Annotated in this window: 14 protein-coding genes; 6 read left to right on the top strand and 8 right to left on the bottom strand. The window is 38.7% G+C overall.

The annotated features are described in order from the left end of the window. Nucleotides 1-30: 30 nt before the first annotated feature. Both IEW44_RS09460 and IEW44_RS09455 read right to left on the bottom strand, forming a co-directional pair. On the bottom strand, nt 31-1,245 hold the full coding sequence (locus tag IEW44_RS09460; RefSeq protein ID WP_188614801.1) for an NAD(P)/FAD-dependent oxidoreductase: 1,215 nt from the start codon (nt 1,243-1,245) through the stop codon (nt 31-33). A gap of 512 nt (nt 1,246-1,757) precedes the next feature. Then, on the bottom strand, nt 1,758-2,132 hold the full coding sequence (locus IEW44_RS09455) for a HesB/IscA family protein (protein WP_188614839.1): 375 nt from the start codon (nt 2,130-2,132) through the stop codon (nt 1,758-1,760). A 134-nt stretch (nt 2,133-2,266) separates the two neighbouring features. On the opposite strand from IEW44_RS09455, the gene IEW44_RS09450 reads away from it, so the two are divergent. Beyond that, nucleotides 2,267-2,953: a DUF2225 domain-containing protein gene (locus IEW44_RS09450; protein WP_188614800.1), complete on the top strand. Its 687-nt coding sequence runs from the start codon at nt 2,267-2,269 to the stop codon at nt 2,951-2,953. Nucleotides 2,954-3,013: 60 nt separating this feature from the next. Here IEW44_RS09450 and IEW44_RS09445 read toward each other — a convergent pair whose 3' ends face one another. Beyond that, the gene (locus tag IEW44_RS09445) at nt 3,014-3,250 is read right to left on the bottom strand and encodes a NifU family protein (RefSeq protein ID WP_188614799.1); all 237 of its coding nucleotides are present in this window, start codon (nt 3,248-3,250) and stop codon (nt 3,014-3,016) included. A gap of 84 nt (nt 3,251-3,334) precedes the next feature. On the opposite strand from IEW44_RS09445, the gene IEW44_RS09440 reads away from it, so the two are divergent. Continuing rightward, on the top strand, nt 3,335-3,661 hold the full coding sequence (locus IEW44_RS09440) for a YuzD family protein (RefSeq protein WP_188614798.1): 327 nt from the start codon (nt 3,335-3,337) through the stop codon (nt 3,659-3,661). Between the two features lie 101 nt (nt 3,662-3,762). On the opposite strand, the gene IEW44_RS09435 is transcribed toward IEW44_RS09440, so the two are convergent. Next, complete coding sequence (locus IEW44_RS09435) at nt 3,763-4,830, bottom strand: NAD(P)/FAD-dependent oxidoreductase (RefSeq protein ID WP_188614797.1); 1,068 nt, start codon at nt 4,828-4,830, stop codon at nt 3,763-3,765. 179 nt (nt 4,831-5,009) lie between these two features. Here IEW44_RS09435 and IEW44_RS09430 point away from each other — a divergent pair, with 179 nt between their 5' ends. Next, nucleotides 5,010-5,246 (top strand): YuzB family protein, encoded by a 237-nt coding sequence (locus IEW44_RS09430; RefSeq protein WP_188614796.1) that lies wholly within the window; start codon nt 5,010-5,012, stop codon nt 5,244-5,246. A 49-nt stretch (nt 5,247-5,295) separates the two neighbouring features. On the opposite strand, the gene IEW44_RS09425 is transcribed toward IEW44_RS09430, so the two are convergent. Both IEW44_RS09425 and hepT read right to left on the bottom strand, forming a co-directional pair. Then, entirely contained in the window at nt 5,296-6,057 is a 762-nt protein-coding gene (locus IEW44_RS09425; RefSeq protein ID WP_229704208.1) for a TIGR01457 family HAD-type hydrolase, read from the bottom strand. A 2-nt stretch (nt 6,058-6,059) separates the two neighbouring features. Beyond that, nucleotides 6,060-6,509 carry a type VII toxin-antitoxin system HepT family RNase toxin gene (gene hepT, locus IEW44_RS09420; protein WP_188614794.1) on the bottom strand — a complete coding sequence of 150 codons (450 nt, stop codon included), beginning with the start codon at nt 6,507-6,509 and terminating at the stop codon, nt 6,060-6,062. 88 nt (nt 6,510-6,597) lie between these two features. On the opposite strand from hepT, the gene IEW44_RS09415 reads away from it, so the two are divergent. After that, the gene (locus IEW44_RS09415) at nt 6,598-6,864 is read left to right on the top strand and encodes a DUF3055 domain-containing protein (protein WP_188614793.1); all 267 of its coding nucleotides are present in this window, start codon (nt 6,598-6,600) and stop codon (nt 6,862-6,864) included. 134 nt (nt 6,865-6,998) lie between these two features. Here the strand turns inward: IEW44_RS09415 and pyc are convergent, their stop codons facing one another. Together pyc and IEW44_RS09405 are read right to left on the bottom strand one after the other, a co-directional pair. Next, on the bottom strand, nt 6,999-10,430 hold the full coding sequence (pyc, locus tag IEW44_RS09410; protein ID WP_188614792.1) for a pyruvate carboxylase: 3,432 nt from the start codon (nt 10,428-10,430) through the stop codon (nt 6,999-7,001). An 11-nt stretch (nt 10,431-10,441) separates the two neighbouring features. Next, nucleotides 10,442-12,109, bottom strand: coding sequence for an L-lactate permease (locus IEW44_RS09405; protein WP_188614791.1), 1,668 nt, complete (start codon nt 12,107-12,109; stop codon nt 10,442-10,444). A 165-nt stretch (nt 12,110-12,274) separates the two neighbouring features. Here IEW44_RS09405 and IEW44_RS09400 point away from each other — a divergent pair, with 165 nt between their 5' ends. Further along, the gene (locus IEW44_RS09400) at nt 12,275-12,985 is read left to right on the top strand and encodes a FadR/GntR family transcriptional regulator (protein WP_188614790.1); all 711 of its coding nucleotides are present in this window, start codon (nt 12,275-12,277) and stop codon (nt 12,983-12,985) included. A gap of 158 nt (nt 12,986-13,143) precedes the next feature. After that, nucleotides 13,144-13,860: a lactate utilization iron-sulfur protein LutA gene (gene lutA / locus IEW44_RS09395; protein ID WP_188614789.1), complete on the top strand. Its 717-nt coding sequence runs from the start codon at nt 13,144-13,146 to the stop codon at nt 13,858-13,860. The last annotated feature ends 10 nt before the right edge of the window (nt 13,861-13,870 follow it).

The raw sequence follows: 13,870 nt of genomic DNA, 5'->3' as shown, positions 1-13,870 counted from the left end.
TGCTCCCTTCTTTTAAACATAGCCTCTTACTTATAAAAACTTAAATTTACCTTTTTTAAGCACTAAACCTGCGCCACCTACTAAATATAACGCACGGTTATCAATAACTTTTTTCAAGGCTGACGCTGTTTTACCTGTAAACTTACGACCCATCGCGTCACCAATAGCATCATCATGACCTAACGAACATACAGAACCTTTTAATTCTGGTACAAATTTAGCAGTCGTTTCATTATTCATGAGTGCCTTAATATTTTTGGCAATTTGAACACCTTGTTGCATTGCGATTTGTGCAGTTGGTGGATATGGACGATTTACTTCTTCATTAATCATAAATGCACAATCCCCAACGATAAATACATCATCAAAGCCTGGTGCACGCATATCTGGCTCAACACGCACGCGCGCACGCGCGCTCTCGATTCCTGATGTTTCAATTAAACGGTTACCACGAACGCCTGCAGCCCATACTACTGTACCTGCTTTTACAAAGTCAAACTCATCTTCACCTGTTTTAATTTTAACACCTTCTTCCGTTGCTTCAACAACTGGTGTACCAATTGAAAACTCAATACCTTTTTTCTCTAATTGTGTTACAGCATAGTCTACTAAGCCTTCATCAAAGCCTGGTAATACCATTGGAGCAGCTTCTACGCAAAGTACACGTACTTTTTCTTGTGGGATATCGAACTCTTTACATAACTCAGGCACTCGATTACCTAACTCACCTAAAAATTCAATACCTGTGAAGCCAGCACCACCAACAACAATTGTTAATTTGCTATCGTCTTTTTCTTCATCTAAAGACCAGCTCGCAAATTGGTACTCGATGTGCTCACGTACTTGACGTGCTGCATTTAAGTTTGCTAGAGCTAGCGCATGTGTATCAAGGCCAGGGATTCCAAAAGTTTCACCTTCAAAGCCTAGACCAATAACTAAATAGTCATATGTCATTTCGCCTTCTGATGTTTCAACTTTCTTTTCGTTTACATCGATGTTTGTTACAGATGCCTTAACAAATTTCACTTTGCTCTTATCAATTACACTTGTTACATCATAGCGTGCTTTATCAGCATCAATCGTTCCTGCGCCTGCTTCATGTAACCATGTTGACTCATAGTGGTAGTCATTTTTATTCACTAACACAATGTTTGCCTCATCTGGCGTAACTAATTTTTGCAAGTTTACAACAGTTGTTAAACCACCGTAGCCCGCTCCTAAAACTAAAATTGTCGGTCTCTTCACTTGAATCAAAACCACCTTTAAATGTATTGTACTAGCGTAAAGCGCTTGCTTTTATCATCACGCTAGGTCGACAATATTTCGACAAAAATCCTATCTTCTATATTAGACCTTTTGTGGATTGATTTCAACAGAATAAATACCAAAAATCCCCCTGTCTTTTTTTCTCCAATGAACAAGACTACTACGCTTGCGCTATTTTTCGCTCACTTTTAACAAAAAACACTACAAATCATTATTCTACAATAAAATATGACGAATGCAAGGCATTATCGTGACTAAAATCTTCACAATTGCTATTGTATTAAAATTGGTTCACTTTGCGTATTTTTTACGCATTTAATGGCTTAATAGTAAGTATCATTCACAGCGTACCCGCTACCTATATATGCTTTTACTAAAAAGAATGCATATGATCACTTAACCATAAGAAATCAACTTTTCATTTACAAAAAAAGGTAAAGGGCATCAACGTGCCCCCTACCTCTTACTCATTTACGCTTGTTGCGCTCTAATTATTCACATGGTTGTTCTTCTGCTGGGCGTGCTGCGGCTTTAAAGCTTGTGCCGCAACCACATGATGCAATGGCATTTGGGTTATCGATGGTGAAGCCGCCACCCATAAGTGATTGCTTATAGTCTACTTTTGTACCTTCTAGAATGGCTGCATCTTCTTTATCTACTATAATGGCAATACCAAATTGCTCATCTAATACATCATTTTCCTGACTGTTTTGGTCAAATGTCATACCATAAGAAAGCCCGCTACAACCACCTCCGTTAACGGAAATACGTAAAAAGGCATCTTGTTCTTCATTATGTTCCATCATCTCTTTAATACGAAACGATGCTTCTTCAGTAATCATAACTACTGATTTTGTTACTGTCATAGTATTCACCGACTTTCCTTTTTTACTATCATATCAGCTTTTTTTAAAAGGGTGCAACTACTTCGCCTCTTACAAATTAACTGTTATAATGAAATAATACATACAAAATAACTACGACAAAAGAGGGATAACCTATGGAATTAACGCCTTATTATGATAAAGACATAACTTGCCTTCATTGCAAAGAAATTTTTCCTACGACTAAAGTACGAACTAAATTCATTAAAGTTGTAGAGACCGCATCTGATTTTCAACCGATTTATAAAGAGGTCAATGGCATTTACTATAATGTGCATGTATGTGAACATTGTGGTTTCTCTTTTACAGATGACTTCTCGAAATACTTTGCGCCTGGGACACAAGACCTTATACAACAAGAGATTACAAACAAGTGGGTGCATAGATCGTATAATGGCGAACGCACTGTTTTTCAAGCTATGGAAGCGTATAAATTAGCGCTCGTTTGTGGCACATTAAAAAAAGAGAAGAATGTAGCAATGGCTGGTTTAGCGCTGCGTCTAGGCTGGTTATATCGCTCCTTAAATAATGAGGGACAAGAGGAACGTTTTTTAACATTAGCGCGAGATTACTATGCTGAATCGTATTCAACAGGAGACTATAGTGGTACACAAATGTCTGAAATACGCATGCTCTATATGATTGCTGAATTGTCTCGCCGTATTGGTGATATAGACGAAGCCACTCGCAGCTTTTCTCGTATCATTGAAAAACAAAGTACAGCTACAGAGCCGAAAATTATTGACATGGCAAAAGAGCAGTGGCAACTGATTCGTGAAGAAAAAGAAAAGGTACACTACTAACTCTTGTAATATCAAGAAAAAAGACATGCCATTAGCAGCATGTCTTTTTTCTTTACTGTATTAAAAAACTTGTTCTACTTCAATAATACCTGGTACTTCTTCTAATAAGGCACGTTCAATACCTGCTTTTAATGTGATTGTAGAACTTGGACAACTGCCACAAGCACCTAATAGACGTAACTTAACAATGCCATCTTCCACATCTACTAATTCACAGTCACCGCCATCTCGTAATAAAAAGGGACGTAATTTATCTAATACTTCCTGTACTTGATCGTTGATTGTTATTTCTGCCATTTTTCTCGACTCCTCTCTTTATAATGATTATAATGTTTATGACTGAGAAAATCCAATAATGAATTTACGAGAGGATGTTTTATTATGACAAATGCAACACCAACTATTGAAGTCTATGGTGCTTCGATCATTTGCGCAAGTTGTGTAAATGCGCCATCTTCTAAAGATACGTATGAGTGGTTACAGGCAGCCATTGACCGCAAATACCCTAACCAAGCTTATACACTGCGCTACATTGATATTGAACAACCAATTGAGAATGAACGTGACCAATCCTATGCAGATCGTATTAATGAAGATGAATTCTTTTATCCATTAGTATTAATTAATGATGAGATGATAGGTGAGGGTTATATTCAGCTAAAGCCTGTCTTTACTAAATTAGAGGCATTAGGTTTCACCGCGGTTTAAGTGTGTAATACAAATAACAGGCACTGACAAATTGTATTTGTCAGCGCCTGCTCTGTTTAACACTACATTATTTTTTAAAACATAGCTTCATACAACCTATGTTAGTCATTTTGACGTTTATACATCCACAAAAGACCAGATTTCATTAAACGTGCAATGCGCCCTGTCACTGTTGTATCTGCTAAATAGACAAAGCCTTGTTTTTTCCCTAATGCGCCCATAAAGCCTTTTAACTTAATATCAGGCATCTTTTCTGGTAACGCTTCGCCTTTCCAGCGCATTTTTAATACTTTTACGATTTGCTCAGCTTGTTCTTCTGCTAATTGGGCACTTGGTGCTAAATCTGAAGAAGCACAGTCTCCCACTACAAAGACATTCTCGTCTGCTGGCGTGTAGAAATATTGTGTCACAATTGGGCGACCAAATTTATCTTTTTCAACATCCATATCACGCACAATCTTCACAGGTTGCACCCCTGCTGTCCATACGACAGCATCTACATCAATTACTTCATCGTGATTATATATTTTATTAGGCTCTACTTTAGTAATATTAGAACCTGCGATAACATCCACATCATGTTTATCAAACCACTGCTTCACATATTTACTTAACTTCTCAGGGAAATCTTTTAAAATACGCTCACCACGGTCAAATAATTTAATATTTAAGTCTGAACGACTTTCGCGTAACTCACTTGCCATCTCAATACCGCTCAAGCCTGCACCAACAATAGCTACTGTAGAGCCTGATGGCAATCCACACACTGCGTTAAATGTAATGCGTGATTTGCCAATGGTTTGAATACTATATGTGTGCTCCTCCGCGCCTGGCACACCATGATATTTATCTTCACAGCCTAAACCAATCACTAACTCATCATAAGCAATTTGTTCGCCTCCCTCAAGGTTTACAAACTTGCCCTCACAATCAATACCTTCGATTTCGCCATAAACGACTTTCAAACGTTCATGTTGTGGAAAATTCACACGCATATCTTTATCTGTTGAAGTACCTGCAGCTAAAGCATAAAATTCTGTTTTCAAACTATGAAACGGCGTACGATCGACTAAAGTGATTTGCATATCTTCAGGTAAATTATTTGGCAATAGACGTAATAAAATACGCATGTTGCCATAGCCACCGCCTAATAACACTAAATTTCGCATAGTAAGCTCCTTCTCCAAATGGTTGTTTTACTGTTCACAAAGTATCCATAAATAGAGTATATATGATTGTGATATATTTCACAATATCATATTTTATATTCCTTTGCCGCCTTAAAAACGTTATAATTGACGCATTAGTAAAAAGGGCGTAGCATAACGAATGAAAGAGGTGACAGCACTTGAATCCTATGGTTGAGTTTTGCGTGAGCAACTTGGCAAATGGCGCACAAGAAACATTTGAAATTTTAGAAAATGATCCTAATATAGATGTATTAGAGTATGGCTGTTTAAGTTATTGCACAAAATGTGACAATGCTTTTTATGCTTTAGTAAATGGTGAAATCGTAGAGGCTACAACGCCAGAAGAATTAACGAAAAATATTTATCAATTTATTGAAGAAAATCCGCTATGGTAAATAACAAAAAGGGCTGTGCGAAAATAAATACTTTCACACAACCCTTTTATTATTTAGGCATCAAATCTGTTAATGTTTGCACATGATGTGTAGCTTGTTGTTGCTTTAATTTCGCTTCTGCTGTAGAGGTAACACCTGTATTTACATGAATCGTATCAATGCCAAAAGTAATACCACACAAAATGTCCGTATCGTAATTATCGCCAACCATTACCATCTCATCTTTAGCAAAGCCATGTTCTTCTTGAATAATCGCCAACATGACGGGTGACGGCTTTCCTATATACAAAGGCTTAACACCTGAAACTTGGCTAACAAGCTCTGTAAAAGCACCATTACCTGGTAAGAAACCATATTCAGAAGGGAATTTAATATCAGGATTAGTTGAAACAAAAATAGCTCCATTTTGCATAGCTACTGCCGCCTTTGCAAGTGAAAGGTAATTGAGATTTTGGTCAATACCTATGACAAAAATGTCGCCACCTTCCTCTACTACTGGGACATTCTCACGTGCTAAAGCATCTTGCAATCCCTCAGAGCCAATCATACTCACAGTTTTACCTGCATGATTCATGGCAATATATTTACCCGTTGCTAATGCACTAGAATAAATATGGGTAATAGGTGCATGTATCTGAATAGCAGCTAATGCTTGTTGAAATTGTTCTGCCGTTTTGGATGCATTATTTGTAATATAAAAAGGTTCAATCCCTTGCGCTTGTAATTGATGGATAAATGTTACAGCGCTTTCAATAGGCTCTTTTCCTGTATATACCGTACCATCTAAATCAAAACAATACGCTTTATACATCATTAAGCTTCCTCTGGTGAAAAGGCAGACACAGGGCCCAATTCATGCGTTAAATAGTTTTGAACAGCTGGTGTAAATTGTTGCATCGCCTGTAAACTACTTGTCATCACTTGAATAACTTGTTCATTATCAACATGTGTAAACTCGCGCACTAACATTTTACGTAACCCCACTACATCTTTCAATGGTGTCTCCATCTCACTTGTAATGACTTTTTCATCTAATAAAATATCAATAATATCCTCATAACTACCTGGGTCACGCATAATAAAACCATCAATCATTAAATTACCCACATCCATCATAGCTTCCATCGCATTATGGGCGATACGCTCCAATGCTAACTGATGAATAGCATCTTTTTGCCAATTATCTTGTTGCTCAAAAATAGCTAATAAATCATCTAAATGCTGCAATGTTTTCGTAATTTTTGTTCGATCTACAAAATACACAATAATGCCTCCATTTCAAACTTAAAAAGTTGATTGTCTATTCTCTTCTATAGTACCATATCTATATATTTGGAAGGGGATAAAACCGATGGAACGTTTTTTCTTATATGATGATTTGGAAGACACAAAAACGAGGTTTGTCAGCTTTGCTGGTAAAACACAACGCTATGATTTGGCTATTTTACAATCCACTCGCTTTTTTGGCAAAGTGCTTGTGCTAGATATTCAATTTGGACGCTTTGCCATTATTGGTCCAGATGATGTAGAAGAGCCTGGCTACTTAGAGCAAGTATATAACCGCACAGAGGCGGAAACAGTTGAACTACGTGAGTATTTAACAGAATTATTAGCATAAAAATACTTGAACTAAACAAGTGGTAAAGAGACATACACGTCCCTTTACCACTTATTCATTTATCAGCATCTTTTGTATGTCTACTTGACGTTTGTCGCTATCAAACTCCATTCATAGCATAGCCTGCGATTTTATTATGCTAGCTCTATTAATAAATCGCCTGTTGAAATGGCGTCACCTGCTGTTGTATAAATTTCTTTCACGATACCATCCATCGGCGCTTGTACAGTTGTTTCCATCTTCATGGCCTCCGTAATTAATAAATGGTCGCCTCGGCTAACTTTAGCGCCTTTGGAGACAACTACTTTCAACATGGTACCTGGCATAGTCGCGCCAATTTGTTTGGGATTAGCAGGGTCAGCCTTAACTGCTGCAACATGATCCAATTCAACCGTCATATCTTGAATAATAATTTCACGTGATTGACCGTTTAATTCAAAGTACATCACACGCGTACCATCATGCTGTGGCTCACCTACTGATACTAATTTAATAATAAGTGTTTTACCTTTTTCGATTTCAACCTCAATCTCCTCACCTAAACGTAAACCATAAAGGAAGGTTGGCGTATCTAAAACGGAAAGGTCACTGTATTGATCAAATGTTTTAGTATATTGCTCAAATACTTTAGGGTAAAGTGCGTACGCCAATAACTCTTGATTCGTTGGTGTGCGTCCTAAACGCTCATCTAATACATCTGCAAGTTGTTCAAAATTAACAGGCGCTAGTAAATCACCTGGTAAATCTGTAATCACTTCACGGTCTTTTAAAATTAGTGCTTGTAGTTTTTGTGGAAAACCACCATGTGGCTGCCCTAAATAACCTTGGAAGAACTCAATTACTGAGTCAGGGAAGTCCATAGCAACGCCGCGCTCATAAATATTTTGTGCTGTTAAATCATTTTGCACCATAAATAATGCCATGTCCCCTACAACTTTTGATGACGGTGTTACTTTAACGACATCACCAAACATTAGATTAACTGTAGCGTACATGTCTTGCACTTCATCCCAACGTCCGCCAAGTCCTACTGCTTTTGCTTGTTGTTGTAAATTACTGTATTGACCGCCTGGCATCTCATGCTTATAAACATCTGCATGGGGTGCATTCATACCTGACTCAAAGTCAATGTAATACTTACGCACATCGCCCCAATAGGCAGACAGCTTTTGTAGCCCGTCAATATCCGCGCGCACCTTACGTTCATTACCTGCCATCGCATAGTACAGTGAGTTAGCACTTGGCTGTGAAGTTAAGCCTGCCATTGAGCCTAATGCTGTATCAATAATATCTACACCTGCATCAATGGCACGCGCATAAAGGAAGTTACCATTACCACTCGTATCATGCGTATGCAAATGGATTGGTAAATCTACTGCTTCTTTCAACTCCGAAATTAAACGGTAAGCAGCTTCTGGCTTTAATAAGCCTGCCATATCTTTAATGGCTAAAATATGTGCACCTGTTTTTTCAAGCTCACGCGCCATGTCTTTATAGTAATCAATGGTATATTTTGTTCGGCTTGGGTCTAAAATATCGCCTGTATAGCAAATCGTTGCTTCGGCAATTTTGCCTTGTGCTCTTGTTTCATCAATCGCAACTTCCATCGCTTTAACCCAGTTTAATGAGTCAAAAATACGGAATACATCAATACCTGATTGCGCTGACTCTTTAATAAATTCACGGATTACATTGTTTGGGTAGTTGGAGTAACCTACCGCGTTACTACCACGGAACAACATTTGGAATAACACGTTTGGAATTTGCTTACGTAGCTTTTCTAAGCGCGCCCAAGGGTCTTCACTTAGGAAGCGGTAAGATACATCAAACGTTGCACCGCCCCACATTTCTAATGAGAAGAAGTTGTGCAGTAAATGACTTGTTTCGTCTGCAATTTGGTATAAGTCCTGCGAGCGCACGCGCGTCGCTAGTAAGGATTGATGCGCATCACGGAATGTTGTATCTGTTAGTAGCACATCACTTTGCGCCTTAATCCAATTTACTAAACCATCCGCACCTTGCTCATCTAAAATCTGTTTTGTACCAAATGGTTTAAGGTCGGTTATAATTTTTGGTTTAACAGGATGATCTAAAATCGGTTTTTTACGTTTTTCAATGCCTGGAAAGCCATTTAAGGTAACATTGCCGATGTAATTTAATAACTTCGTACCACGGTCTTTACGCTTTTCGATATTAAATAACTCTCGTGTTGTATCAATAAAACTTGTATTAAACTCGCCTGATAGGAAGTTTTGATGCGCCACAACATTGCTAAGGAACGGAATGTTTGTTTTAACACCGCGAATACGGAACTCACTTAAGTTACGTACCATCTTCGTCGCCGCTTCTTCAAATGTTGTGCCCCATGTCGAAATTTTAACAAGTAATGAATCGTAGTGAGGGGTTACAACAGCACCTTGGAAGCCATTCCCCGCATCTAAACGCACACCAAAGCCACCGCTTGAACGGTACACCATTAGCTTACCTGTATCTGGCATAAAGTCATTTTGTGCATCTTCTGTTGTTACACGCGATTGAATCGCAAAGCCAAATAGCGGTATATCTTGTTGCTGTGGCATCTTGATTTCTTTGCCATGCAACGCATAACCTTGGGCTACTTTAATTTGCGTGTGCACAATATCAATACCTGTAATCATTTCTGTAATTGTATGTTCAACTTGGATCCTTGGGTTAACCTCAATGAAGTAAAATTCATCGCCTGCTACTAAAAACTCCACAGTACCCGCATTAATATAATTAATATTTTTCATTAGCTTAACAGCCGCATCACAAATACGCTGACGCAACTCTTTGCTAATAGAGTTTGATGGTGCAATCTCTACAACCTTTTGATGGCGACGTTGGATGGAGCAATCACGCTCATATAAATGCACAATATTGCCATATGCATCACCAATAATTTGCACTTCAATATGCTTTGGTTCAACGATACATTTTTCAACATATACGTCATCCGAGCCAAACGCTGCCTTTGCCTCTGACTTCGCACGCTCATACGAAGCGGCAAGGTCTTCAATTTTTTGTACCATACGCATACCACGACCACCACCACCGAGTGATGCTTTAATCATCACGGGTAAGCCATTAGCATCTACAAAATCTTGTACTTCTTGTAAACTCTCTACAGGGCCGTCTGTACCAGGGATAACAGGGATAGCCGCTGCAATTGCTTGCTCACGTGCCTTCACCTTATCTCCAAACATATCAAGTTGTTCTGATTTTGGTCCGATGAAAACAATACCTTCTTCTTCACAACGGCGTGCAAAGTCTACGTTTTCAGATAAAAAGCCGTAACCTGGGTGAATCGCATCCACATTCGCTTCCTTTGCAATCGCTAAAATTCCTTCGATATCTAAATAAGCATCAATAGGCTTTTTACCTTTACCAACTAAATAGGCTTCATCTGCCTTATAACGATGGTACGATCCACTATCCTCACTAGAATAAATTGCAACCGTTTGCATGTTAAGCTCAGTACATGCACGAAATACGCGAATCGCAATCTCTCCTCGGTTTGCGACTAAAATCTTTTGAATCGTTGTCATTTCCTTACCCCCTATGGAATCATGAATGATAGTACATTACTTTGTAAAAATGTCATTATACAAATCGCAAGTAGTAGCCATAAACTGTACTTAAGTGTGAAACGCAGTAATTCTGACTCACGCCCTACTAAGCCAACTGCCGCTGCTGCGACTGCAATGGATTGAGGCGAAATCATTTTACCTGTAACACCACCAGATGAATTAGCTGCAAGGGCAAGCACTGGGTCCATACCAACTGAGCCTGCCGTAACCTGTTGCAATTTTGCAAATAATACGTTGGCAGAAGTATCTGAACCTGTAATAAATACACCAAGCCAACCAAGCACTGGTGAAAAGAACGGGAATAACATACCTGTTTTAGCTAACACCAAACCAAGTGTTGTCATCATACCAGCAGCATTTGTGACATATGAATACCCTACGACAAAACATATCGTGAGTAATGGATATTTGATCTCGTTTACTGTACTAGAAAAAATATGGAAGAACATTGACCACTTTACGTTAAATAAAAACTTCGTTACAATTGCCGCAAGTAAAATCGCTGTCCCTGCTGCGCCTAAAATTTCAAGCTTATAAAGCGCTGGAATTGGCTCATTTGTTGCGCCGTTAATGACAAGATTATGCAAGAAGGGAACCTCAGGATAAAATGTTAACCACTTACCTAATACATTAACACCTTGTAGTACGATGTTATCGCCCTCGTATACACCAATCAACGCCTTTTTAATAACTGGAATCCCCCATAACGAGATAAATGCGGTTAAGACAATAAATGGTGACCACGCTAATGTAATCTTACGTGCACTGTATTTTTCTTCTTGTGCTGCAACCTCATCATCAGATGCAAAACGATAAATTGTTTTAGGTTGCCATACCTTCATAAATAATGCTAGTGCAAACAATGATACTAATGCTGATAATACGTCTGGTAACTCAGGCCCTAAGAAGTTTGAGCTTAAAAATTGTGTAATCGCAAATGATACGCCTGACACAATAATAGCGGGTAACACTTCTAATGTCTTTTTAAAACCTACCATAATCATCACTAAAATAAATGGGATAAATACAGCTAAAAATGGTAATTGACGTCCCACCATTTTAGAAATCTCCATTGCTGCAATCCCTGTAGGCCCCTCCATTGCTGTAATTGGCACACCAATCGCACCAAAAGCTACAGGTGCTGTGTTGGCAATCAAACAAAGTCCTGCTGCTGTTAACGGATTAAAACCTAGCCCCACTAACAGAGCTGCTGAAATAGCTACAGGAGCCCCAAATCCTGCTGCACCTTCTAGAAATGCGCCAAATGAAAACGCTACGAGTAATGCTTGAATGCGTCGGTCTTCTGTAATGGACAGTACCGACGAACGAATAATATTAAATTGTCCTGTTTTTACGGTGATATTATATAAAAACACCGATGTTACAATAATCCAACCAATTGGTAATAAACCGTAAACTGCCCCTTGTGTAGCAGACATTAATGCAGTCGCTACTGGCATCTGGTAAGCAAATACAGCTAATACCAATGCCACTAGTAATGTTGTAAAGCCAGCTACATACCCCTTCATTTTTTTAATGGCTAATGCCCAAAAGAAATACAAAATCGGGATAATGGCTACTAAGGCTGATAACCATAAACTATCGCCAACAGCTGTGAAATTCTGCGTGAAACTCATATTCTTCTCTCCCCCTTCATTTTCTTCTCACCTTAAAAGTCATCAGATGATTAGATGATATGATTATAGTTATTAAATTCTAAACATTCAATATGTTTTTTAAAAATTCTCAAATTCTATAATGTTGTATAATAAAAGGAATTAGTATGTAATGAGGTGGCATAATTGGCTTATAAAAAAATTAAAACCAAAAAAATTTACGAGGAAGTTGCAGACGTCTTACTCGAATCTATTACTTCTGGCAAACTGCAGCCAGGTGATCGTTTAGACTCTGTGGAACAATTAGCTGAGCAATTACAAGTAAGCCGCTCTGCTGTACGTGAAGCACTTGCCGCTATCAAAGCGATGGGGCTTATTGAAATCAAACAAGGCTCTGGCACATTTGTTATTGAACCTCCTAAGCAAGATTTACTGTTTCCCTTTGCACCACAATTGAATCAAACAGACATTGAACATTTACTTGAGATGCGCCAAATTTTAGAAATTGGTATTGCAGGCAAGGCAGCACAAAATCGCACAGCTGACGACCTCACTGTGCTCGAAAATATTTTAACAAAGATGCAATATACACATGGCGACCACGAGTTAGGTGAAAGCACAGATTATAATTTTCACTCCGCTATTGCTCGCGCTACCCAAAACCCTATGCTTGAGCATTTATTAGCGCAAGTATCCGAAACGATGATTGATATTATGCGTGAAACACGACGCATTTGGCTGTACTCTGAAAAAACGACGACGGAGCAACTATTTGTACAACATAAAAATATTTACCTTGCTATCCTTGCACAAGACGCGCCTGCAGCTGAAGACGCTATGCGATTTCACTTAGATAATGTACGTGCTACGCTTATTCAACATATTGAACAAAAATAACCTGATGCTATTTCAGGTTATTTTTTTGCCGAAAAACACATTTTTTCACGCGCTATGTGAATTTTTTTGAAAATTCCTTTCTTTTCGATTGTGGTTTGTAGTATGATGTTTTCAAAGTCATCTGATGACCTGTCGATTTGATAAAAGGAGTGACAGTGATGAAAGTAACGTTATTCGCTACTTGCTTAGTAGATCTGTTTCAAGGCAATGTCGGTAAAGCAACAGTTGAGCTATTGGAGAAGCTTGGCTGTGAGGTTGATTTCCCTGAAGGACAAATTTGTTGTGGGCAACCGGCTTATAATAGCGGCTATGTAGAAGAAACAAAAAAAGCAATGAAGAAAATGATTACCACATTTGAGCATGCGGAGTATGTTGTTTCGCCGTCAGGCTCGTGCGCTTATATGTTTACCGAGTACCCACACGTATTTAAAGACGATGCAGTTTGGCATCCAAAGGCACAGGCGCTCGCGGATAAAACGTATGAGCTAACGGATTTTATTGTAAATGTTTTAAACATTGTAGACGTGGGCGCTAAACTAGACGGCACTGCTACGTATCATAGCTCCTGTCATATGACGCGTCTACTTGGCGTTAAAAATCCTCCGCTCCAGTTGTTGCAAGCTGTTGAAGGACTTACGTATATCGAAATGCCAGACAAAGATCGTTGTTGCGGCTTTGGCGGTACGTTTTCAGTTAAGATGGGTGACATCTCAGGACAAATGGTAGACGAAAAAGTATGTACAGTTGAAGAAACAAGCGCTGATTATTTAATCGGTGCAGACGCAGGTTGTTTAATTAATATTGGTGGACGTATTACACGTGAGGGCAAGCCTATTAAAGTTATGCATATCGCTGAAGTATTAAATAATAGCTAAGGAGGTCGTA

The sequence above is a fragment of the Lysinibacillus alkalisoli genome, assembly GCF_014643595.1.
In the GTDB taxonomy this organism is placed as follows: Bacteria; Bacillota; Bacilli; order Bacillales_A; family Planococcaceae; genus Metalysinibacillus; species Metalysinibacillus alkalisoli.
This window is presented reverse-complemented; position numbering and strand designations above follow the sequence as displayed.